15 protein-coding genes are annotated in these 22970 nt (G+C 74.5%); 7 read left to right on the top strand and 8 right to left on the bottom strand.

Annotated features, from left to right (window positions below; translation table 11 throughout):
- Positions 1–137 precede the first annotated feature (137 nt).
- On the bottom strand, positions 138–506 hold the full coding sequence (locus Z164_RS22860; RefSeq protein WP_024891974.1) for a putative signal transducing protein: 369 nt from the start codon (positions 504–506) through the stop codon (positions 138–140).
- A 112-nt stretch (positions 507–618) separates the two neighbouring features.
- Between Z164_RS22860 and Z164_RS0117490 the strand changes: the two genes are divergently transcribed.
- The 4 genes from Z164_RS0117490 to gnd all read left to right on the top strand — a co-directional run bounded on the left by Z164_RS0117490 (position 619) and on the right by gnd (position 3901).
- Positions 619–1911: a sialidase family protein gene (locus Z164_RS0117490; protein ID WP_024891973.1), complete on the top strand. Its 1293-nt coding sequence runs from the start codon at positions 619–621 to the stop codon at positions 1909–1911.
- The gene (locus Z164_RS0117485) at positions 1908–2384 is read left to right on the top strand and encodes a GNAT family N-acetyltransferase (protein ID WP_024891972.1); all 477 of its coding nucleotides are present in this window, start codon (positions 1908–1910) and stop codon (positions 2382–2384) included. The genes Z164_RS0117490 and Z164_RS0117485 overlap by 4 nt, the downstream gene beginning before the upstream one ends.
- A 227-nt stretch (positions 2385–2611) precedes the next feature.
- Entirely contained in the window at positions 2612–2803 is a 192-nt protein-coding gene (locus Z164_RS0117480) for a hypothetical protein (RefSeq protein WP_024891971.1), read from the top strand.
- 162 nt (positions 2804–2965) lie between these two features.
- A complete protein-coding gene (gene gnd, locus Z164_RS0117475; protein ID WP_269079019.1) occupies positions 2966–3901 on the top strand; it encodes a phosphogluconate dehydrogenase (NAD(+)-dependent, decarboxylating) in 936 nt (311 codons plus the stop codon).
- A gap of 38 nt (positions 3902–3939) precedes the next feature.
- Here the strand turns inward: gnd and Z164_RS0117470 are convergent, their stop codons facing one another.
- Together Z164_RS0117470 and Z164_RS0117465 are read right to left on the bottom strand one after the other, a co-directional pair.
- On the bottom strand, positions 3940–4992 hold the full coding sequence (locus tag Z164_RS0117470) for an oxidoreductase (protein WP_024891969.1): 1053 nt from the start codon (positions 4990–4992) through the stop codon (positions 3940–3942).
- 25 nt (positions 4993–5017) lie between these two features.
- The gene (locus Z164_RS0117465) at positions 5018–5335 is read right to left on the bottom strand and encodes a DUF2782 domain-containing protein (protein WP_052338505.1); all 318 of its coding nucleotides are present in this window, start codon (positions 5333–5335) and stop codon (positions 5018–5020) included.
- 94 nt (positions 5336–5429) lie between these two features.
- Between Z164_RS0117465 and polA the strand changes: the two genes are divergently transcribed.
- The gene (polA, locus tag Z164_RS0117460) at positions 5430–8192 is read left to right on the top strand and encodes a DNA polymerase I (RefSeq protein ID WP_024891967.1); all 2763 of its coding nucleotides are present in this window, start codon (positions 5430–5432) and stop codon (positions 8190–8192) included.
- A gap of 329 nt (positions 8193–8521) precedes the next feature.
- On the opposite strand, the gene Z164_RS20925 is transcribed toward polA, so the two are convergent.
- The 3 genes from Z164_RS20925 to Z164_RS0117445 form a co-directional block, all read right to left on the bottom strand.
- Positions 8522–12469, bottom strand: coding sequence for a translocation/assembly module TamB domain-containing protein (locus tag Z164_RS20925; protein WP_052338504.1), 3948 nt, complete (start codon positions 12467–12469; stop codon positions 8522–8524).
- On the bottom strand, positions 12469–14250 hold the full coding sequence (locus Z164_RS0117450) for an autotransporter assembly complex protein TamA (protein WP_024891966.1): 1782 nt from the start codon (positions 14248–14250) through the stop codon (positions 12469–12471). Before Z164_RS0117450 ends, Z164_RS20925 begins: the two co-directional genes overlap by 1 nt.
- Positions 14251–14312: 62 nt before the next feature.
- Positions 14313–16145: a tetratricopeptide repeat protein gene (locus Z164_RS0117445; RefSeq protein WP_024891965.1), complete on the bottom strand. Its 1833-nt coding sequence runs from the start codon at positions 16143–16145 to the stop codon at positions 14313–14315.
- Between Z164_RS0117445 and Z164_RS0117440 the strand changes: the two genes are divergently transcribed.
- Positions 16144–17646, top strand: coding sequence for a sensor histidine kinase (locus tag Z164_RS0117440; protein ID WP_024891964.1), 1503 nt, complete (start codon positions 16144–16146; stop codon positions 17644–17646). The two genes, Z164_RS0117445 and Z164_RS0117440, sit on opposite strands and share 2 nt — an antisense overlap.
- Before the next feature lie 262 nt (positions 17647–17908).
- Here Z164_RS0117440 and glyS read toward each other — a convergent pair whose 3' ends face one another.
- Both glyS and glyQ read right to left on the bottom strand, forming a co-directional pair.
- The gene (glyS, locus tag Z164_RS0117435; protein ID WP_024891963.1) at positions 17909–20029 is read right to left on the bottom strand and encodes a glycine--tRNA ligase subunit beta; all 2121 of its coding nucleotides are present in this window, start codon (positions 20027–20029) and stop codon (positions 17909–17911) included.
- A 155-nt stretch (positions 20030–20184) separates the two neighbouring features.
- On the bottom strand, positions 20185–21093 hold the full coding sequence (gene glyQ / locus Z164_RS0117430; protein WP_024891962.1) for a glycine--tRNA ligase subunit alpha: 909 nt from the start codon (positions 21091–21093) through the stop codon (positions 20185–20187).
- A gap of 66 nt (positions 21094–21159) precedes the next feature.
- Between glyQ and Z164_RS0117425 the strand changes: the two genes are divergently transcribed.
- On the top strand, positions 21160–22959 hold the full coding sequence (locus tag Z164_RS0117425) for a GspE/PulE family protein (protein WP_024891961.1): 1800 nt from the start codon (positions 21160–21162) through the stop codon (positions 22957–22959).
- The last annotated feature ends 11 nt before the right edge of the window (positions 22960–22970 follow it).

The raw sequence follows: 22970 nt of genomic DNA, 5'->3' as shown, positions 1-22970 counted from the left end.
GGAAGGGAAAACAGGGTGCTCCCCGCTTGCGGGGGAAGGAAAAACAGAGTGCTCCCCGCTTGCGGGGGAAGGGAACAGCAGAAGGTGTCTGCACCCGGGGCCCGCCCCGGCGCTACGGCCCGATCGCGTGCCGGGCCCTACAGCGTGCGCGATGCCGGCGCGTCGTCGCCGCGCCGCCGTCGCCAGGGTAGCGGCAGGTTCAGCAGCATCAGCGCCGCCCAGGCCAGGCGGCTGGACGGGCTCTCGCGGTCGGGCGGGTCCAGGGGCGCGGTCTGCTCGTCCAGTGCGTAGGCGCCGGCGTCCAGCGCCGCCAGCACCTCGCGCGCACGCCCCGCCTGCGCCGCCGGCACCCGCAGCTTGGCGCCGCCGATCGCCAGCCGCCATTCCCAGTTGGCGAGGTTGCTGTGCTCGTCGTCCAGCCGCGCCTCGATGCCCTCGGCCTGCAGCCGGCCGCGGGCGAGCTGCGCCTCGATCGGATCGGTGAAGCTGGCGACGACGACGTCCAAGCGGATTTCCGGTACGCAGGCGAGCGGCCAGGGTACGCCATCGCCGGCGGCGCGGGCGTGTGCGGCATCCGGGGCTACACTGCGGCCCGTCGAGATCACACAGGTCCTGCCGATGCGCGCCGCCCTGCTCCTGCTGCTGTCCACCGCGCTGCTCGGCGCCTGCGGGCGCGACGGTGCCGACCTGCGCCCGCACGCGCCCGACGCGCTCGACGCGCCCACCCGCGTCGAGCCCTGGCCGCTGCCCGCGCAGCCCGGCAGTTCCGCCCCGGACCTGACGGTGGCCCCGGACGGCCGCGTGCTGCTGTCCTGGATCGATTCCCAGCCCGGCCGCCGCCACCTGTTCCGGTTCTCCAACTGGTGGCCGGCCGACGTGCGCTGGGACAGCGCGCCGAAGACGATCGCGGTCGGCAACCGCATGGTCGTCAACTGGGCCGACACCCCGCACATCCTGGCCACGCCCGACGGCGCGCTGTGGGCGCACTGGCTGCAGAAGAACGGCGACGCGCCCTACGCCTACGACGTGGCGCTGACCCGCTCGCGCGACGGCGGCGCCAGCTGGAGCCCGCCGGTGCTCCCGCACGACGACGGCACCGCCACCGAGCATGGCTTCGTCGCGCTGTGGCCGCAGGGCGAGTCGCTGCTCGGCCTGGCCTGGCTCGACGGTCGCGCCACCGCGGGCGCGCATGCGGCCGCGGACGGCGAAGCGGACGCGCACGAGGGCGGCGGCGCGATGGCGCTGCGCGCGGCGCTGTTCGACGGCGCGCTGCAGCCGGTGCTCGCATCCACCCTCGACACCCGCGTGTGCGATTGCTGCCAGACCGACGTCGCCGTGACCGCCAAGGGGCCGCTGCTCGTCTACCGCGGGCGCAGTCCCGACGAGGTGCGCGACATCCTGGCCACGCGCCTGCAGGGCAACGTCTGGACCGCGCCGCGCCGCGTGCACGCCGACGGCTGGACGATGCCGGCCTGTCCGGTCAACGGTCCGGCGGTGGCCGCCGACGGCGACGCGGTGGTGGTGGCCTGGTACACCGAGGCCGGCGGCGCGCCGCAGGTGCGGCTGGCGCGCAGCCTGGATGCCGGCGATACCTTCCAGGCGCCGCTGACGCTCGACGAAGGCGCCGCGGTGCTGGGCCGCGTGGCGGTGGCGCTGGACGCGCAGCAGGCGCGCGTGCTGTGGCTGCGCGAGGAGAACGGCGCGCAGTCGCTGTGGCTGGCGCGCTACACCCCCGACCTCGCGCGCGAGCTGGAGCGCGTGCAGGTGGCCGCCCTGCAGGGCGGCGGCCGCGCCACCGGTTTTCCGCGCCTGGCGGTCAGCGGCGGCATCGCCCACGTCGTCTGGACCGACGTCGTCGACGGCAGCCCGCAGCTGCGCGGCGCGCGGCTGGGCGTGGCGCCGAACGGATGATCAGGGCGTTCGCGTCCGGCGACATGGACGCCGTTGTCGACATCTGGCTGCGCGCGTCCGTCCGCGCCCACGACTTCGCCGCGCCCGGCTTCTGGTCCGCGCAGGTCGACGCCATGCGCACGCGGTACCTTCCGGCATCCGAGATCCACGTGTTCGAGCACGCGGCGGCCATCGCCGGATTCTGCGCGCTGGCCGGCAACCGGCTGGCGGCGCTGTTCGTCGCGCCGGAACGGCAGGGCCGCGGCATCGGCACGGCGCTGCTGCGCCATGCCCAGCAGCGCAGGAGCGCCATCGAGCTGTCGGTGTACGCATCCAATGCGCCCAGCATCGCCTTCTACCGCTCGCACGGCTTCTCGATCGTGGCGCGGGGCGTCGATGCCGCGACAGGCCAGGACGAGTACGCGATGCGCTGGACGCGGGCCGGCGCGCCGGGCCACGCGCACGCCGCAGCCCTTTCCGATCCGCACGGTTGAACCCGGAGGCGACAGCGACGCCGATGCGCCGGTCGCCAGCGCGCCGGATTCCGAGGTCGCGCACCGCCCCGTCCCGCGGTGGCGGCCGCCGCCGGCCGCGCCTCGCGCCCGCTCGGCCGGCTCGCTCGGCGCTTCTCGGCGAGAGGCCCCGAGCGCTATCGTGGCCGATCCGCGCGCCGCGGAAACGGTCGGTCGCCGCCGCCATTCCCATACCCCGGAGACCCGCGATGGGCAAGACCAACAAGGCGTGGCACGCGCAGCATCGCATGCCCGAACACGCGACGGCCGAGCAGCGCCTCGCCTGGCATCGCGCCCACGCGGCGGCCTGCGGTTGCCGGCCGCCGCCGCCCGACATCGCGCGCCAGATCGAGGCGTGCGCGCATTCCGGCCCCGCACCGGATCCGGAATCCGGACGCTGACCCCGCGGCGCCTCGGCGGGGCATCGCTCCCGCAAGCGGTCGGGGGATCGAGGCGCCGGCCGCCGCGGTGCGCTCGTCGTCGACGGCCCGACGCGCCGCGGGCGCTCGCCCCTGGCCGCGCGAGCCGGCGCGCCTCGCGCGCGGCGCCGGTTCCGTGCGAGGCTGGCGCTCCTTCGAGCACGGGAGCGAGGCATGGATCTGGGCATGATCGGGCTCGGCCGCATGGGCGCCAACATGGCCGAGCGCCTGCGCCGCGGCGGGCACCGGGTGGTGGGCTACGACCCGAGCCCGGCGGCGGGCGCGGACGCGGCGGCGCGCGGCATCGAGACCGCCGATGCGCTGCCCGCGCTGGTGGCGATGCTGCCGGCGCCGCGCGCGCTGTGGCTGATGGTGCCGGCGGGCGCGGCCGTGGACGCCACGCTGGAGGCGCTGCGGCCCCTGCTGGCGCCGGGCGATGCGGTGATCGACGGCGGCAACAGCCACTACGGCGACAGCCAGCGCCGCGCCGATGCGCTGGCCGCCGACGGCATCGGCTGGCTCGACGTCGGCACCAGCGGCGGCGTCTGGGGGCTGGAGGCCGGCTACAGCCTGACCATCGGCGGCGACGCGGCGCTGGCGCAGCGGCTGGCGCCGCTGTTCGCCACGCTGGCGCCGTCGCCCGAGCGCGGCTGGGGCCGCGTCGGCCCCGCCGGCGCGGGCCACTTCGCCAAGATGGTGCACAACGGCATCGAGTACGGGCTGATGCAGGCCTTCGCCGAAGGCTTCGCGATCCTGCAGCGCAAGCGCGAGTTCGACCTGGATCTGGCGCAGGTGGCCGACATCTGGCGCGACGCCAGCGTGATCCGCTCCTGGCTGCTGGACCTGGCCGCCGATTCGCTGCGGGGCAATCCCGGGCTGGCGGGCATCGCCCCGCACGTGGCCGATTCCGGCGAGGGGCGCTGGACGGTGGCCGAGGCGATCGCGCTGGACGTGCCCGCGCCGGTGATCACCCAGGCGCTGATCGCGCGGTTGCGCTCCCGCGACGGCGACGCCTTCGCCGACCGCCTGCTCGCCGCCCTGCGCGACGCCTTCGGCGGCCACGGCGTGCAGCGCGAGTAGGGCCGGATCGCGCGCGCCGCGCCGAGGCCGTCGTGCGCTTACCGGCTGGTCGCGGCCGCGAGCGCGATGCGCGCGCCGCGGATCGCGCTCTCCTGCGCGGCCTCCAGCACCCGCATCGCGGCCAGGATCTCGGCGGCCGTCACCGGCGGCGGAGCCCCGTCGCGCAGGGCGTCGCGGATGCCGGCGTAGTAGGCGCGGTAGTCGCCCGGCACGCTCGCCACCGGCGCGCGCCGCGCCGCGCCGTTCTCGATCCGCACCAGTTCGCCGGGAACGGGGTCGCGATCCCAGCCGGCCGCGCCGGGCGCGATCCCCTCGCGCAGTCGCGCTTCCTGCGGGTCGAGGCCGTGCTTGAGGAAGCTCGCCGCGGTGCCGTGGGCGAGAAAGCGCAGGCGGTGCTCTGCGGCGAGGGTGGAGGCGTGCAGCACCGCGCGCCGACGCGGCCAGTGCAGGCTCACCTCGAACCAGTCGTCCACCCGGGCGCCGTCGCGCAACGCGGCGATGTCGGCCTGCACCGCCTCGGGCGGGCCGAACAGCTGCAGCGCCTGGTCCACCAGGTGCGGGCCGAGGTCGAGCCAGAGCCCGGCGCCCGGGCCGGGCCGCTCGCGCCAGCGGTCGGGCACCTGCGGCCGGTAGCGGTCGAAGTGCGAGCGCAGTTCGACCACCTCGCCGAGCGCCCCGTCGGCGATCAGCCGCTGCAGGGTCAGGAACTCGGTGTCCCAGCGCCGGTTGTGGAACGCGCTGACCAGCCGGCCGGCGGCGTCGGCGGCGGCGACGACGGCCTCGGCCTCGGCCAGGGTCGGCGCGAAGGGCTTGTCGACGACGACGTGGCGGCCGGCGCGCAGGGCGGCGACGGCCAGCGCCGCGTGGGTGTGGTTGGGCGTGGCCAGCACCACGAGGTCGATCGCGGGATCGGCGAAGGCCGCGTGCGGGTCGGCGACGACGCGCGCCCGCGGCCAGTCGGCGCGCACCTTCGCCGCGTCGGACGACGCCACGGTGTGCAGGCGCAGCCCGGGCGTGTGCGCGATCAGCGGGGCGTGGAAGACCCGGCCGGCGAAACCGTAGCCGACCAGGGCGACGTTCGCCTCGCTCATGGGCGCGGGCGCGGGCGCGGCGCGCTCAATCCCATTCGAACAGCTTGTAGTACGTCTGCGGAGGATCGTCGCCCTCGCCGCGGTCGAGGCTGCCGTCGCCGTCGCGGTCGTAGAGGTAGTAGACCGGCCCGCGCGCGGACTGGATGCGCACCGCGCGCAGCTGGCCGGCGACCCGGTACTCGGTGATCGTGTCGCCGTTGGGCTCGACGCGGGTGGCCTCGACCGCGTCCGGCGGCAGGCCCTGCGGGCGGTCGAGCGCGGGCGAGGTGGCGCAACCGGCCAGCAGCAGCGCCGGCAGCAGGCAGGACAAGAGCAACGGACCGGCAGGCACTCGGGCGTTCATCGCAGGCTCCACGGCGGATTGCGGCCATTATGCGCGCCCCGCGCGGCGGCGTGCCGTGATCGGGGGCGGCGGATCGCCAAGGTAGAATCCATCGATGCCACGCCTAGTCCTGATCGACGGTTCGTCCTACCTCTACCGCGCCTTCCACGCGCTGCCGCCGCTGACCAACGCCCAGGGCGAGCCGACCGGCGCGCTGTTCGGCGTGGTCAACATGCTGCGCGCCACGCTGAAGGAACAGCCCGAGTACGTGGCCTTCGTGGTCGATGCGCCCGGCAAGACCTTCCGCGACGATCTCTACCCCGACTACAAGGCCAACCGCCCGCCGATGCCCGACGAGCTGCGCGCGCAGCTGCAGCCGATGTGCGACATCGTCGAGGCGCTGGGCATCCCGATCCTGCGCGTGGACGGGGTGGAGGCCGACGACGTCATCGGCACCCTCGCGGTGGCCGCCGCGATCGACGGGCTGGAGGTCACCATCTCCACCAGCGACAAGGACTTCGCCCAGCTGGTGCAGCCGCGCATCGCCCTGGTCAACACCATGAGCGGCAGCCGCCTCGACAGCGAGGACGCGGTGCGCGAGAAGTTCGGCGTGCGCCCCGACCAGATCGTGGACCTGCTGGCGCTGATGGGCGACAGCATCGACAACGTGCCCGGCGTGGAGAAATGCGGGCCGAAGACCGCCGCCAAGTGGCTGGCGGAGTACGAATCGCTGGACGGGGTGATCGCCAACGCCGGCAGCATCAAGGGCAAGATCGGCGACAACCTGCGCGCCGCGCTCGAGCGCCTGCCGCTCAACCGCACCCTGGTCTCGATCCGCACCGACGTGCCGCTCGAGCGCGGCCCGCGCGACCTGCCGCTGCGCCCGCGCGACGCCGACGCCCTGCGCGCGCTCTACACCCGTTACGGCTTCACCCAGGCGCTGCGCGAGCTGGACGGCGGCGCGGCGCCCGAGGCGGCCGAAGGCCCGGTCAGCCTGCGCGCCACCGAGGCCGGCTTCGCCCGCAGCGGCGCGACGCCGGCGCCGGCCCCCGACCCGGCCCTGGCCGGCGCGGGCGCCTACGAGACCGTGCTCGACGCCGCCGGGCTGGAGGCCTGGGTGTGCCGGCTGGAGGCGGCGGACGAGTTCGCCTTCGACGTCGAGACCGACTCGCTCGACCCGCTGCGCGCCCGGCTGGTCGGCCTGAGCGTGAGCGACGCCCCGGGCCGCGCCGCCTACCTGCCGCTCGCCCACGACTACCCGGGCGCGCCGCCGCAGCTCGGCTGCGAGCGCGTGCTCGACGCGCTGCGGCCGCTGCTGGCCGATCCGGCGCGGCGCAAGCTCGGCCACCACGGCAAGTACGACATCCACGTGCTGCGCCGCCACGGCGTGGAGGTGGCCGGCTATGCCGACGACACCATGCTGGAGAGCTTCGTCTACAACGCCACCGCCAGCCGCCACGACATGGACTCGCTGGCCCGGCGCTACCTCGGCGTGGAGACGGTCAAGTACGACGACGTGACCGGCAAGGGCGCCAAGCGCATCCCGTTCTCGCACGTGGCGCTCGACGACGCCACCCGCTACGCCGCCGAGGACGCCGACATCACCCTGCGCCTGCACCGCGTGCTCGGCGCGCAGCTGAAGGCGGAACCGGCGCTGGAGCGGGTCTACCGCGAGATCGAGATGCCGCTGGTGCCGGTGCTGGCGCGGATCGAGGCCAACGGGGTGATGATCGACGCCGACGAACTGCGCCGGCAGAGCGCGGATCTCTCGCGGCGCATGCTCGCCGCGCAGCAGAAGGCGACCGAGCTGGCCGGCCGCGCGTTCAACCTCGATTCGCCGAAGCAGGTCTGCGCGCTGCTGTACGACGAGCTGGGCCTGCCGGCGCTGGTGAAGACGCCGAAGGGGCAGCCGAGCGCGAACGAGGAGGCGCTGGAGGCGATCGCCGACCAGCACGAACTGCCGCGGGTGATCCTGGAGTACCGCAGCCTGGCCAAGCTGCGCGGCACCTATACCGACAAGCTGCCGGAGATGATCAACCCGGAAACCGGCCGCCTGCACACCAGCTACCACCAGGCCGGCGCGGCCACCGGGCGGCTGGCGTCCTCCGATCCCAACCTGCAGAACATCCCGATCCGCACCGACGACGGCCGCCGCATCCGCCGCGCCTTCGTGGCGCCGCCGGGCCGCAAGCTGGTCGCCTGCGACTACTCGCAGATCGAGCTGCGGATCATGGCGCACCTGTCGCGCGACGCCGGGCTGCTGCAGGCGTTCGCCTCGGGCGCCGACATCCACCGCGCCACCGCCGCGGAAGTGTTCGGCCGCCGGCTCGACGAGGTGACCGCCAACGAAAGGCGCGCGGCCAAGGCGATCAACTTCGGCCTGATGTACGGCATGGGCGCGTTCGGCCTGGCGCGCAACCTGGGCGTGGGCCGCGGCGAGGCGCAGGACTACATCGCGCTGTACTTCTCGCGCTACCCGGGCGTGCGCGACTACATGGAGCGCACCCGCGAGCAGGCGCGCGAGCAGGGCTACGTGGAGACCGTGTTCGGCCGCCGGCTGTACCTGGAGAACATCGCCGCGCGCAACGCCGGCCTGCGCGCCGGCGCCGAGCGCGCGGCGATCAACGCGCCCATGCAGGGCAGCGCCGCGGACATCATCAAGCGGGCGATGATCGCGATCGACGCCTGGCTCGGCGCCGAGCTCCCGGACGCGAAGATGATCCTGCAGGTGCACGACGAACTGGTGTTCGAGGTCGCCGGGGACCAGGTCGATGCGCTGCTGGCCGGCGCCACCGAGCGCATGGTCGCGGCCGCGGAACTGGCGGTGCCGCTGGTGGTGGACAGCGGCGTGGGCGACAACTGGGACGAGGCGCACTGAGCCGCCGCGGACGGTGCGCAGCCTGGGTAAACGGCGCCTGAATCCACAAGGAAATCCAAGCGGAATCTTCACGAACCATCCATGTAGAGAATGGTCATATAGACCGCGACGGATGCAACGTCCGTCGCCGATCTCTCCCTTCCCCTGGAGTGATCCCCCGGAACGCAATAAGGCTTCTCCCCGAGCCCGCGTTCCACCGAGCCCCGCCGGCCCCCCCTGCCTGCGGGGCTTTTTATTGCCCGCGCCGCGGCCCGGGTGCAGGGCGACCGTAGAGCGCGCATGTTGCAGTGCGATGGCGCCTCGTGCCGCGCTGCCGCGCGAGATCGCGTTCAGTCGGTCTCGCGCCGCCAGTTCAGCGAGCCGCGGTTCTCCAGCGAACTGGATTCGATCTCGACGTCGAAGCCGCGGCTGAGCAGGTACTTCAGCGTCAGCACCTGGCCGGTGCCCAGCAGCGAGACGCCGAAGCCCACGTACAGGCGCGGCGAGAGCTGCTTGCCCACGCCCAGCACGCTGCCGCCCAGGGCCCGCGAGTGGCCGATGCCGGCACTGTCCAGGCCCAGGCTGCCGCCCAGCCGCGAGGCGATCAGGTCGCCGCCGGCCGTCAGCGCCGCCGAGGCGGCGTTGAGCTGCTCGCCTTCGGCCCCGGTGACGGTGGACAGCGAGCGCCCCAGCGCGAGGTAGGACAGCGCCTCGGACTGGTCGCGGCTCGGATCGGTCCACACGCTGATCGAGGGCGAGGACACGCGGCCGCCGACGTCCACCCCGGCGGTCAGCTCCTCGGCCTCGATGCGGCGCTCGGCGCGCAGGTCCACCACCGGGTCGGCGACCGGGTCGTTGCTCCAGACGAAGTTGCCGCGGGTGATGCGCAGTTCCTGGCCGTAGGCCTTGAAGCGGCCGCTGGCCTGCAGCGAGCCCAGGCCCATGATCTCGCGGCCCGGCACCTGCCGTACGCGCAGGCGCCCGCCGAGCTGGCCGGTCAGGCCGAAGCCGTTGAGATGCACCTCGTCGCCCAGCGCGACGGTCAGGTCCATGCGCAGGCCGGTCGGCGGACCTTCCTCGGGATCGACCGGGTCCAGCACCACCACGTCCGGCGAGGTGGACACGCCCTCGCTCAGCCGCTCCAGGTCCAGGCGGGCCTCGGGCACCGTCACCGTGCCGGCGACGTCGATCGGCTGGCCGGGTGCGATGCGCACCACCAGGTCGGGATCGGCCACCGCGTGCAGGTCGCGGGTGTCGGAGACCAGCACGTTCTCGCCGCGCAGGTTCAGCTCGATCGGCGCCTGCCCGGTCCAGCCGAGGCTGCCGTCGATGTTCAGCACGCCCTCGCCGGAGCGCACGCTGCCCGACAGGCGGCCGGTGCCGTCGGGCGCGGCGTCCAGGCGCAGGCTGCCGTCGGTCAGCTCGATCGCCAGCGCCGGCAGCTCGGTGCGGAAGCCGGTCAGGCCGGCGGTGCCGCCGATCTGCGGTTGCGCGCGGGTGCCGCCCAGGCTCAGGCGCGCGGTCAGCTGGCCCTCCGGCTCGACGATGTCGGGCGAGAACAGCTCGACCCAGGTGAGGTTGTCGATGTCGGCGTCCAGGCGGCCCGACAGCGGCGCGTAGGCGTCCCAGCCGGTGGCCAGCTCGGCGCGGATGCGGCCGCTGTCGTCGACCGTGGTCGCGAGCGTGGCCTGCAGGCTGTTGGCGCCGAACTCGGCGTCGAGCTGCAGGCCGCTGTAGCCGACCACGTCGCGCGGCGCGCGCGGGCTGAAGCGCAGGCCGCCGCTGTCCGAGCGCACCGAGACGTTGCCGGCGAAGGCGTCGCCGGCCGGGCGCACGCGGGCGTCGAGGTCGATCTCGCCGCGCAGCGCCCAGGACTGGCCGTCCTCGCGCGCGGACAGGTAGGGCTCGGCCAGCGCCAGCGGCAACTGCCGGCCGGTCGCGGTCAGGCCGTTGCGCGGCCAGTCGGCGGACAGGCACAGCGAGCCGCCGCCGGTGCTGGCGAAGCAGGACTCGGCCACCTGCCAGCCGGTCCCGCGCTGCGAGAAGCGCGCCGGCGCCTGCAGGGCCCAGGCCGCGCCGCGCGCCGGCGCCAGCCGCATCGAGGACAGCGCGCCCCGCCAGCCCTGCGCCGCGCGGTCGAGTTCGGCGGCCAGGTCCAACGCGCCGATCTCGCCGCGCGCGCTGGCGCTCGCGCGCAGCGACTCCACCGCGCCGGTCGCCTCGATCTCCACGCTGTCCAGCGCCACGCCGGCCTGCACCGCGCTCGCGGCCACGGTGAGGCGACCGTCGCCCCGGCCCCAGGGCAGCTCGCCGTGGATGCGCGCGCGCTCGGCGCCGTACTCGCCCCAGCGCAGGGCGGTGGCGGTCAGGTCGGCGACGATGTCGGGCGCGGTGCGCGCGCCGTCGAGCGCGAGCGTGCCCTCGATGCGCCCGCTCGCGCCCGGCAGGACGTCGTCGAGCTGCAGGGGGGCGAGGGTGGCGTCCACGTCGAGGCGGTCGGCCACGCGTCCGCGCGCCTCGACCCGGCTCTGGCCCAGCCGCAGGTCCAGCTCGCCCTCGACGTCGTAGGGCGTGCCCGGGACCGCGCCGGCGGCGGGGCCGCGGATCTCGGCGCGGGCGCGGCCGCCGAGCCGGCGCGCGCGCAGGGTGCCGTCGAGCGAGGGCACGTCGAGCAGGATGTCGAGCCCGCCGTCGTCGCGGGTGCTGCCGTGGCTGGCCAGGGTGCCGTTCACCGCGCCGCGCCAGTCGGGCAGGAAATAGCCGGGGTCGAAGCCGGACAGCTCGGCGTCCAGCGTCCAGCCCAGCGCCGGGGCCCAGGCCGCTTCGCCGCGGCCCTCCAGCCGGCCGCCGGGCATGGTCGCGCGCAGGGTACGCAGGGTGGCGCGCTCGGCGTCGCCGCGCGCGTCCAGCGCCACCTGGGCGGTCTGGCGGTCGCGGGCGAGGGTCGCCTTGCCGATCGCGGCCCAGCCCTGCAGGGTGCCGGCCAGGCCGAAATCGGCGTCGGCGGTCACCGGCGGCGGCGGTTCGCCGGTGGCCTCGTCGGGGCTGCCGCGCCACTGCAGCCCGCGCGCGGAGACCGAGAACTTGCCCCGCGGATGCCCCGGATCGCTGAAATCGGCGCGGCCGCGCGCGGCGATGCGGCCGTCGAGCAGGTCCACCCGCAGCGGCTTCAGCTCCAGGATCTGGTCTTCCACCCGCACCACCGAGGGCCGCAGGTCGGCGCGCAGGGCGCCCTGCGCGACGTGGCCCTGCAGCCTGGCCTCGCCGCCGGTGCCGTCGGCGGTCAGCGCGAAGGCCAGCGGCTCGCCGCCCGCCTCGCCGCTGCCCGTCAGCAGGCCCAGGTCCAGCGCCTCGGCCTGCGCCGCCAGCCGCCAGCCCGGGCGGTCGCGGCCGCGCAGGGAGAGGTCGGCCGAGACCGGGGCCGGGGCGTTGCCGCGGATCGCCACGCCCAGCTCGGTGGCGTCGCCGCGCGCGGCCAGGCCGATGCGCGGGCGGGTGCGCCCGGCCGGCGCCGGCAGCACCGCGCTGGCGACCAGGTCCATGCGGTAGTCCTCGGACGGCACGTAGTCGCCGTGCACGGCGAAGCGGCCGCGGTCGCTGTCCACGACCAGGCGTTCCACGTGCAGGCGGCCGTCGCGCGCGTCCAGCGCGCCGGTGGCGCTGCGGATGTCGATGATCGGGCCCTCGGCGCCGATCACCTCGAAGCCGTCGATGCGGATCGCGTCGGCCTGCATCGCCAGCGGCAGCGGGCCGATCTGCGGCAGCGCGTCGGGCCAGCTCGGCAGCTCGAAGGGCGTGTCGTCGCGGCTGGGCGGAAGCTGCAGGCGCCCGCCGTCGATCTCCAGCGCGTCCAGCCGCAGCAGCTTGCCCAGCAGCGGGCGGATGTCGGGGTCGATCATCACCCGCGCGGCCTGGAAGCTCAGCGCGTCGGGCGTCTCGCACCCGCCGAAGGGCACCGGCTCGCCGTCGCGATCGGGGCAGCTTCGGTACACGAAGCGCACGTCGTGCAGGGTCAGCGGGCCGGTCGCCGGGCCTTCGGCGTCGCGCCACTCGAAGGTGGTGCCGGCCGGCAGCCGGGCGACGATCTGCGCCAGCAGGAAGTCGCGCCCGCCCAGCGTCATCAGCAGCCAGTAGAGCAGGCCGGCGGCGAGCAGGGCCAGGCCGCCGACCACGAACGCGGAGCGGATCGCCAGCCAGCGCAGGCGCTTGCGGCGGCGCGCGCGCAGCTCGGCGATGCGCGCCTCGCGCGCCTCGGGGCTGGCGTCGGGGTCGCGGTGGCTGCGGAAGACGGGCGCCATCAGAAGGACGCTCCGATGTCGAGATGCAGGGTGAAGGGCGAGTCCGGATCGTCCAGGCCGCGCGCGATGTCGAAGCGCAGCGGGCCCACCGGCGAGGCCCAGCGCACGCCCGCGCCCACGCCGGTGTGCCAGTCGGGGGTGTCGTCGTAGGCGCTGCCGCTGTCGACGAAGACCGCGAAGCCGAAGCCGTTCTGGAAGTAGTGCTCGAACTCGACGCTGCCGGTGGTGACGTTCTTCGCGCCCACCGCGAAGTCGCCGATGCGCGGGCCGACCTCGCGCCAGTCGTAGCCGCGGATGCTGCGGTCGCCGCCGGCGTAGAAGCGCAGGCTGGGCGGCATGTCCACTAGTGCGTCGGTCCAGGTGGTGCCGACCTCGCCGCGCACGATCAGGCGGTTGCGCTCGCCGATGCCGCGGTACCAGGTGGCGCGGACGTGCAGCTGGGCGAAGTTGGCGTCCGAGCCGGCCCCTTCCACGCCGCTGCGCAGGAAGGCCGTGCCGCCGATGCCGTCGCGCGGGAACAGGCGGTCGTCGACGTCGACGTATTCGGCGCGCAGCGAGGGGTACAGGAAGGTGGCGTAGCGGTAGTCGGGCTCGATCGTCTCGTCGCCCCCGTTCTCCTCCACGTAGGCCCAGCGCTCGCGCAGCGCGTGCACCGAGGCGACCAGGTTGAGCCGCTCGTTGAACTGGCCGCTGCGGCTGCCGACCAGCTCCAGCCGGCGGGTGTCGATGTAGTCGGTCTGCTCGTCGGCGCCCTGCAGGCTGAGCGTGTACCAGCCGTCGAGCCAGGCGAAGGCGGGGATGCGGTACTGCAGGGTCGCGGTCTTGCGCCGCTGCGCCCAGTCGATCTGCGCCAGCGCCTTGTGGCCGCGGCGGTTGACGTAGCGCCGCTCCTCGCCCAGGCGGAAGCCGGCGCCGCTGTCGGTGCCGTAGGACAGGCCCGCGGTCTGGATCTTGCGCGGCGCCGGCGTCAGGGTCACCTCGATCGGCACCCGGCGGTCCACCGCGTTCTCCGGCTGCGGATCGATGCTGATGCTGCCGAAGTAGTCCAGCCGCTGCAGCGAGGCGCGCAGCCGGTCCAGGCGGCCCTGGTGGTAGTAGTCGCCTTCTTCCCAGTACACCAGCCGCTCCAGCAGGCCGGTGTCCACCACTTCTTTCGGGGTCTGCGCGAAGGTCAGCGGGCCCATGTCGTAGCGCTCGCCGCTGGTCCAGACCAGCTCGATGTCGGCGGCGCGCTCGGCGCGGGTGACCTCCACCCGGCGCGCGCTGAAGTCGGCGTCGAAGTAGCCGCGCTGGGCGAGGCGGCGGCTGATGCGGCTCTTGCTGGCCTCGTAGATCGGATGGTCGAAGATCGCCCCGGGCGAGGGCGCGAACGCGTCCAGCTCGCGGCGCAGGTAGCGGTCCTCGCCGCCGGCGCCGAGGATGGCGATGCTGGAATGGCGCACCCGCACCGGCTCGCCGGGCGTCACCTCGATCCGCACCCGCACCGGCGCGCCGCGCTCGGCGCGCTCCTCGCGCTCGACGCGGATGGCGGGATCGTAGAAGCCGAACGGTTCCAGCGCCTCGCGGGTCTCGTTCTCGGCCTCGCGCAGCATGTAGGCCAGCCGCCGGTAGGAGACGTCGCGGCCCTGGGCCTGCGCCAGCGAGAGCGAGACCCGCACGTTCTCGGTCATCTCCTCGTCGAGGCCCTCGATGCGGACTTCGCCGACCTCGATGGCGTGGGCGGCGCCGCTGGCGAGCAGCGCCAGGATGGCGATGAAGGACGGGATTCCGGGCGCGCGCATCGCGGCAGGATACCCAAGCCGGCGTGGATGCCGGTTAACGCGTGCCGAGCGCGCCGCTGCGCTCAGGCATCGACGCGTGCGGGCGCACCGGGATCGGACGGCCGCGAACGGGGCCGCTCGCCGTCGATCGCGATCCAGCCCCGGGCCTGCGCGGCCTGCGGATCCAGGCGCACGCGCTCGGGATCGGTGCCGGCGCCGGCGGGCAGGCCCCACAGGCCCGCCCAGCCGCCGGCCGCGCCCTGCACCGAGGCGCACGCGCGGTCGGCCATCCGCAGCGAGGCCTCCCACTGCGGCGCGTCGTGCGGAAAGAACGGGCAGGGCGCCACGCCGATGCGGACGGCGGCCTCCGCATCGGCCCGCGGCATCTCCGCCAGCGCGCGTCGCAGCGTCCCCAGTAGGTGCCCGGCCAGCGCGCAGGCGGCTTCCCGGTGGGTGTCCGGGCGCATCACCACGAACGCGTCGCCGCGCCGGCGCGCGACCACGTCGTGCCCGTCGCAGGCCTCGCGCAGGCGCTGGGCGAGGCCGTCGGGCAGCGCGTCGCCGGCTGCCGCGCCCGTATCGATCTCGATCGACAGCAGCGCGTGGCGCATGCCGTCGTCGGGTGGAGGCAGCGCTTCCAGGCGCGCGATCGCCTCGCGCAGGCCGGGCAGGCCGCCGCCGTTGCGCGCCGCCGCTTCGCGGCGCCGGCGCCGGGCGCGATGAAGCGCGAGGCCGCCGATCGCCAGCAGCAGCGCCAGCGCGCCGAGCGCGGTGTCGCGCAGCGCGGTGGATCGCGGCGACGGGACGGATCGCTGCGCGCTGGCATCGGCCCGGGCCTGCAACGCGGTCAGCCGATCCGCGCCGCCGGTCGGTGCCGATCGCCGCTGCAGCTCCCGCAACCGCTGCGCGTCGTCGGCGGCGCGGGCCGCATCGCCCATCTGGGCATGGAGGTCGGCGAGCAGGCGTAGGCTGCTGCGGATCTCCGGCACGAAGTTGCCCTGTTCGGCCACGGCCAGCGCACGCAGCGCATGCGGCAAGGCCTGCTCCGGCCCGTCCTGCTGCAGCGCCAGCCCGGACAGCCAGATCGACGTCACCGCCTCGCCCTGCAGGTCCTGGTCGGCATGCTGCCAGGCCAGCGCCCGCTCCAGGCGGGCACGGGCGGTCTCGGAATCGCCCTGCAGGCGCGCGATCTCGCCGCGATGGCTGAGGATGGCGTAGCGCAACCGGTCCAGCGCCGTCCTGCCTTCCGCCATCTCCAGCGCGCGCAGCAGTGCGGCCTCGGCATCCGCCGGCCGGCCGGCCAGCAGCAACGTGTAGCCGAGGTTGTAGTGCAGCATCAGCTCGGCCATCGAGCCGGGCATGCGGTGGCGGTCGATCACCGCCAGCGCGCGCCGGAAATAGGCCTCGGCCTGGGCCTGATCGTCGCGAGCCAGGGCATGCACCATGCCGATCCCGTGGAGCGCGGCGACCTGGCCGTGCGGGGAGTCGTCGCCGACCAGCGCCAGCGCGCGGTCGTACAGCGCCAGCGCGTCGTCGGCCCGACCGAGGGGCAGCAGGGTACCGGCTGCGTTCATCGTGGCGCTGAAGCGATCGTCCGCATGGATGGACGGCGCCTCCAGCAGCGGCAGGATCCGTTCGATCGTCTCCAGCGCCTGCGCGTGCCGGCCCAGCTTGTACTGCGCGATCTGCTCGCAGGTCAGCGCGCCCAGGCGCGGTCCGTCGGGAAGGCCGCGCTCGGCGAGGAGCGAGCCGGCCAGCGACAGGCCGGTCCGCGGCTCGTCCTGCAGCGCCGCCTGCATGCAGCGGTCGATGCGCGCGGCGTAGGGGTCGCCGGCCGGCACGTTCTGCGCGTGCGCCGCGGCGCAGAAGACGAATGCGGCGGCCAGCGGCAGCCGTCCGGCCCGGTTCGAGCGCATGCTGTCCCTCGATCTCGATGCGATGGCGCCGGGCGATGGGCGCGTCGGCGAACGCGCGATTATCGCATCGCGCGCGGCGGCGGTCGGGCGGCGCGTCTTCTTCGCTACAGTGATCGTCATGGACGGCTCCGCATCCCCCGCATCCGTGTCCGCCGCCGTCGCGCCGCGCGCATGGCGCCGTGCCGCCGCCTGGCTGGGCGCCGCGTCGCCGGCCGATCCGGTGGAGCGCAACAACGCCGCGATGATGCGGTGGCTGCTGGTCTTCATGGGCCTGTACCAGCCGCTGGTGCTGCTGGACGCGATGTGGCGGCCGGGCGCGGCGCCGGTGGCGGCGGCGCCGGCGCTGCTCAACACCGCCGCGATGTGGATCTGTTTCCTGATCCTGCGCCGAGGGCGGCTGCGCCTGGCCGCGGGCCTGTTCGTGGCCGTCTCGCTGTCGCTGCAGGGCTACGGCTATCTGCGCTGGGGCCTGCAGGCGCAGGCATGGAACCCGCTCGGCCAGATGCTGCCGGTGCTGGTGGGCGGCCTGGTGCTGAGCCGGCGCGCGCTGTGGGTCGCGGTGGCCTGCCTGGTCGCGCTGATGCTGCTCGGCGCCTGGCGCGACGCCGGCGCCTATCTCGACCCCATCGCGATCGTGCGCGTGCGCGACCGCGCGCTGCACCTCGTGCTGATGCTGGTGGCGATGGCCGCGGTGCTCGACCTGGCGGTGGCCAGCCTGCGCGACAGCCTGGACGCGCTGCGCGAGCGCAACCGCGAGCTGGCCCGGACCCGCGACCGCCTGCAGCTGGAGATGCAGGCGCGCGAACGCTCGCACGAGCAGCTCGTGCACGCGCAGAAGATGGAAGCCGCCGGGCGCCTGGCCAGCGGTCTGGCGCACGATTTCAACCACCTCCTGACCCTGATCCGCGGCTACGCGGCGAGGGGCACGCGCACGGACGCGGTGGACGAACTGAAGGCGGCGCTGGCGGGCGTGGACGCCGCCGCCCGGCGCGCGACGGCGGTCAGCCGCAAGCTGCTCGACTTCAGCCGCCACGAACCCGCGCGCCCGGAACCCTTCGATGCCGGCGAGGCGCTGGCGCAGATGCGCCCGCTGCTGCGCCAGCTATGCCCGCCGGCGGTGGCGCTGGAGCTCGAGCCGCCGTCGTCGCCGCGCCCGGTGCGCCTGGACCGCGCGCAGTTCGAGCTGGTGCTGCTGAACCTGGCGGCGAACGCGGTGCAGGCCATGCCCGACGGCGGCGTCGTCCGCATCGCCTGTGCGCAGGCCGGGCCGGACTGGATCGAGGTGGCCGTCGCCGATACCGACCACGGCATGACCGAAGACGTGCGCGCGCGCTGCCTCGAACCGTTCTTCACCACCCGGCCCAGCGGACAGGGCACCGGCCTCGGGCTGGCGGTGGCGGCCAACCTGATCGAGGCCGCGGGCGGCCGGATCGCGGTCGAGAGCGAACCCGGACGCGGCAGTACCTTCCGCATCCGGGTGCCGCGATACCCGGCGGACTAGGGTGCCGCGGCATTCGACCTGCAGCGCCGAAGCAGTCCTTCTTCGCCCGCAAGCGGGCGCATGCTGTTCCCTCTCCCGCGGGCGGGCTCATGCCGTCCCTTCTCCCGCAAGCGGGACCATGCCCTCCCTTCTCCCGCGAGCGGGAGAAGGTGGCGCGCTTCGGCACCTTCCCCCGCTCGCGGGGGAAGGGAAAAACAGAGTGCTCGCCCGCTTGCGGGGGAAGGGAAAACAGAGTGCTCCCCGCTTGCGGGGCGATACGGCCCTAGCCGGAGAGCTGCTCGATGGCGGCGACGCTGCCGAGGCGGTCGCCCAGGCGCTTGAGCAGGGCCAAGCGGTTGCTGCGCACGGCCGGGTCGTCGGCGTTGACCATCACCGCGTCGAAGAACGCGTCCACCTGCGGCCTGAGCCGCGCCAGGTGCGCCAGCGCATCGACGTAGTCGCCCTGGGCCAGCGCGCGGCCGGTCTCGGCGTAGACCGCTTCCACCGCTTCGGCCAGCGCGCGCTCGGCCGGCTCGGACAGCAGCGCCGGGTCGATGGCCGCCGGGATCTCCACCCCGGCCTTGCGCAGGATGTTGCGGATGCGCTTGTCGGCCGCGGCCAGGGCCTCGGCCTCGGGCAGCGCGGCGAAGCTGCCGATCGCGTCGATGCGGCGGTCGAAGTCGTACAGCGAGGCCGGCCGCAGCGCGGCCACCGCGGCGAAGTGCTGCGGCGGCACGCCGCGCTCGGCGTAGTGGCCCTTCAGGCGGTCGAGGATGAAGTCGTAGAGTTCGTCGATGTCCGCGGCCGCGCTCGCGCCGTCCTGGCCGGTCGGCAGCGGGCCGATGGCGTCCGCCGCGGCCGCGAGCAGCGCCCGCAGGTCCAGGTCGAAGCCGCTGCCGACGATCGTGCGCGCCAGCCCCAGGGCGTTGCGCCGCAGCGCGAACGGGTCCTTGCTGCCGGTGGGCTTGAGCCCGGCGGCGAAGCCGCCGGCCAGGGTGTCCAGGCGCTCGGCGATCGCCAGCACCTTGCCCAGCGGCGAGAGCGCGATGTCGTCGCCGGCGAAGCGCGGCTGGTAGGCCTCGTCGATGGCGTCGGCGATCGCCCGCCGCGCTTCCGGCGCCAGGTCGTCCAGCGACGGGTCCTGCAGCGCGTAGTAGCGCCCGGCGATGCCCTGCAACTCCGGGAACTCGCCGACCAGGCGCGACTGCAGGTCGGCCTTGGACAGTGCCGCCGCGCGCCTGGCCAGCGCCGCGTCCACGCCCACCTGCGGCGCGATCGCCTCGGCCAGCGCGGCCACGCGCGCGGCCTTGTCGGCCAGGCTGCCCAGCTTGGCCTGGTAGGTGACCGTGGCCAGGCCCGCCTGCATCGAGGCCAGGCCCTGCCGGGTGTCCTCGACGAAGAAGAACTTGGCGTCGGCGAAGCGCGGGCGGATCACCCGCTCGTAGCCCTTGCGCACCTCGGCCTCGTCCTTCGACTCGATGTTGGCCACGCCGACGAAGCGCTCGCGCAGGCGGCCGTCCTCGCCCAGCACCGGGAAGAACTTCTGGTTGGCCTCCATGGTGGCGATCAGCGCTTCCTGCGGCACGGCCAGGAACTCCGGCTCGAACGCGCAGGCCACCGCGTGCGGCCATTCGACCAGGCAGTTCACCTGTTCCAGGTTGTCGGCGGCGATGCGCGCCTCGCCGCCGGCCGCGCGCGCGGCGGCCTGCACCTGGGCGACGATGCGCGCGCGGCGCTCGTCGGGGTCGGCCAGCACCTTGGCCGCGCGCAGCGCCTCCACGTAGTCGCCCGGCCGCGCGATGGGCACCGGCGCGTCGTGCATGAAGCGGTGGCCGCGGCTCTCGCGGCCGGCGCGCACGCCCAGCGCCTCGCCCTCGATCGCCTCCTCGCCCAGCAGCAGCACCAGCCAGTGCACCGGCCGCGCGAAGGCGTAGCCATGGGCGCCCCAGCGCATCGGTTTCGGGATCGGCATCGCCGCGATCGCCTCGCGCACGATCTCCGGCAGCAGCTCGGCGGTGCGCGCGCCCGGGCGCACCGTGCGGTGCACGAAGCGCTCGCCCCTGGCGTCGGCGGTCTTCTCCAGCGCTGTCCAGTCCACCCCGGCCTTGGCGGCGAAGCCCTGCAGCGCGCGCGTCGGCCGGCCGTCGGCGTCCAGCGCGATGTTGAGGTAGGGGCCCAGCACCTCCGAGCGCTGCTCCGGCTGCTCCACCGCCACACCCGGCAGCAGCACCGCGAGGCGCCGCGGCGTGTACAGCGGCTTCGCCTCGCCGCGCTCCACGGCGATCCCGCGCCTGGCCAGCGCGTCCAGCGCGCCGTCGAAGAACGCCTGCGCCAGGCCCGGCAGGGCGGAGACCGGCAGTTCCTCGGTGCCGAGTTCGATGAGCAGCGGTTGGGTGTGGGTCATGTCGCGGTGCCTTGGGTCTCGAAGCCCCGTTCCCGCGCGCGGGAATGGGGTGGGGGGTGAGGGCCTGCCGAGGGGGCTGCGCGGATGTTCCGCGCGGCGGCGCCGCGCGCCCCCATCCGCCCGTCGGGCACCTTCTCCCGCAGGCGGGAGAAGGGTCAAGCGGCCTGTTTCGGCGTCTTCAGCCCGGGAAAGCCCAGCGCCTCGCGCTTGGCGTAGTAGCGCTCGGCCACCGCCTGCGCCAGCCTGCGCACGCGCAGGATGTAGCGCTGGCGCTCGGTGACGCCGATGGCGCGGCGCGCATCGAGCAGGTTGAAGCAATGGCTGGCCTTGCAGACCTGCTCGTAGGCCGGCAGCGGCAGGTCCAGCTCGACCAGCTTCAGCGCCTCGGCCTCGCAGGCGTCGAAGCGGTGCAGCAGCTCGGGCACGTCGGCGACCTCGAAGTTGTACGCGCTCTGCTCGACCTCGTTCTGGTGGTAAACCGCCCCGTAGGTCACCGGCGCGCCGTCGGGGCCGTGGGTCCAGACGAGGTCGAACACGTCGTCGACGTTCTGCAGGTACATGCACAGCCGCTCGAGGCCGTAGGTGATCTCGCCCAGCACCGGCCGGCACTCCAGGCCGCCGGCCTGCTGGAAGTAGGTGAACTGGGTCACCTCCATGCCGTTGAGCCAGACCTCCCAGCCCAGGCCCCAGGCGCCGAGCGTGGGCGATTCCCAGTTGTCCTCGACCAGGCGCAGGTCGTGCACCTGCGGGTCGATGCCCAGCGACTTCAGCGAGCCGAAGTACAGCTCGACGATGTCGTCGGGGTTCGGCTTCAGCGCCACCTGGTACTGGTAGTAGCGCTGCAGGCGGTTGGGGTTCTCGCCGTAGCGGCCGTCGGTGGGCCGGCGGCAGGGCTGCACGTAGGCCGCGTTCCACGGCTCCGGGCCCAGCGCGCGCAGGAAGGTGGCCGGGTGGAAGGTGCCCGCGCCCACTTCCAGGTCCAGCGGCTGGATCAGCACGCAGCCCCGCGCCGCCCAGTAGGCGTTGAGGCGCTGGATCAGCTCCTGGAAGGTCGGACCGGGCATCTCGGCGGGCTCGCGTGACGGGGCGCGCTAGTATAGCGGCGCCCTTTCGCGAGCCCGGCCGTCGCCTTGAACGAAGCCCGCCCCGTCCGTGCCGCCGTCGCGCCCGGCACCCTGCCGCCGGGGCGCCTGGCGGTGGCGCCGCTGATCGACGCGCTCGCCGCCGACGGCGTGATCGGCGCCGAGGAGGCCGCGCGCGCGCGCGCCGGCAGCCGCCACCTGCGCGGCGTCGATGCGGTGCACCCGCTGGTGCTGCTGGCCAACCTCAAGCTGGCCTCGGCGCGCACCCCGGGCGCCGAGCTCGGCCTGGAGGCGCTGACCGAATGGCTGGCCGCGCGCACCGGCCACCGCTACCGCCGCATCGATCCCACCCGGCTCGACGTCGCCGGGATCACCGATCTGGTCTCCCACGCCTACGCGCGCCGGCACCGCATCCTGCCGCTGGAGGTGGGGCCCGAGCGCGCGTTGATCGCCACCAGCGAACCGCTGGCGCTGGACTGGCTGCCCGACCTGCAGCGCCTGCTGCGGCGCGAGATCGTGCTGGAAGTCGCCAGCCCGCTCGACCTCAACCGCTACACGATGGAGTTCTTCGGCGTCACCCGCTCCATCCGCGGCGCCAAGGACCAGCGCGGCGGTACCGACGCGCCGACCTTCGAGCAGCTGGTCGAGCTGGGCAAGTCCGGCGACGTCAACGCCGACGACCACCACATCGTCCACATCGTCGACTGGCTGCTGCAGTACGCCTACGAGCAGCGCGCCTCCGACATCCACCTGGAGCCGCGACGCGACCTGGGCCGGGTGCGCTTCCGCATCGACGGCGTGCTGCACAAGGTCTTCGAGATGCCGCCGCCGGTGATGGCCGCGGTGCTGAGCCGGATCAAGGTGCTGGGCCGGATGGACCTGGCCGAGCGCCGGCGCCCGCAGGACGGCCGCATCAAGACCCGCTCGCCGGGCGGGCGCGAGGTGGAGATGCGCCTGTCCACCATGCCCACCGCGTTCGGCGAGAAGTGCGTGATGCGCATCTTCGACCCCGACACCGCGTTCAAGCCGATCGCCCAGCTCGGCTTCGACGCCGGCGAGGCGCGCACCTGGAACGAGCTGGTGCAGCGCCCGCACGGCATCGTCCTGGTCACCGGCCCGACCGGCTCGGGCAAGACCACCACGCTGTATTCGACGCTGAAGACGCTGGCCACGCCGGACGTCAACGTCTGCACCGTCGAGGATCCGATCGAGATGGTCGCGCCGGAGCTCAACCAGACCCAGGTCCACGCCGCGATCGACCTCGGCTTCGCCCAGGGCGTGCGCACCCTGCTGCGGCAGGACCCGGACATCATCATGATCGGCGAGATCCGCGACCTGGACACCGCACAGATGGCGGTGCAGGCCTCGCTCACCGGTCACCTGGTGCTCTCGACCCTGCACACCAACGACGCGCCCTCGGCGGTCACCCGCCTGCTCGACCTGGGCCTGCCGCATTACCTGATCGCCTCCACCCTCAACGGCGTGCTCGCGCAGCGCCTGGTGCGCACGCTGTGCCCGCACTGCAAGCGCCCGGCCGAGCTTTCCGAGGACGCCTGGCGCGCGGTGCTCGACCCCGGCGAGCCGGTGCCGCGCGGCCGGCCCTGCGCGCCGGTGGGCTGCCTGGAATGCCGCAACACCGGCTACCTCGGCCGCGTCGGCCTGTACGAGCTGATGCCGGTGACCCCGCGCCTGCGCGCGATGATCCGCCCCGACATGGAGCTGGCCGCGTTCGCGCGCGCCGCGGTCGCCGGCGGCCTGCGCACCCTGCGCCGCGCCGGCGCCGAGAAGGTCGCGCAGGGCCTGACCACGGTGGAGGAGGTGCTCACCGTGCTGCCGCCGCGCGAATGACGCCGACCGAT

It is taken from the genome of Luteimonas huabeiensis HB2, from assembly GCF_000559025.1.
Lineage (GTDB): Bacteria > Pseudomonadota > Gammaproteobacteria > Xanthomonadales > Xanthomonadaceae > Luteimonas > Luteimonas huabeiensis.
The sequence above is the reverse complement of the archived record's forward strand: the minus strand, read 5'-3'. Positions and strand labels throughout refer to the sequence as shown.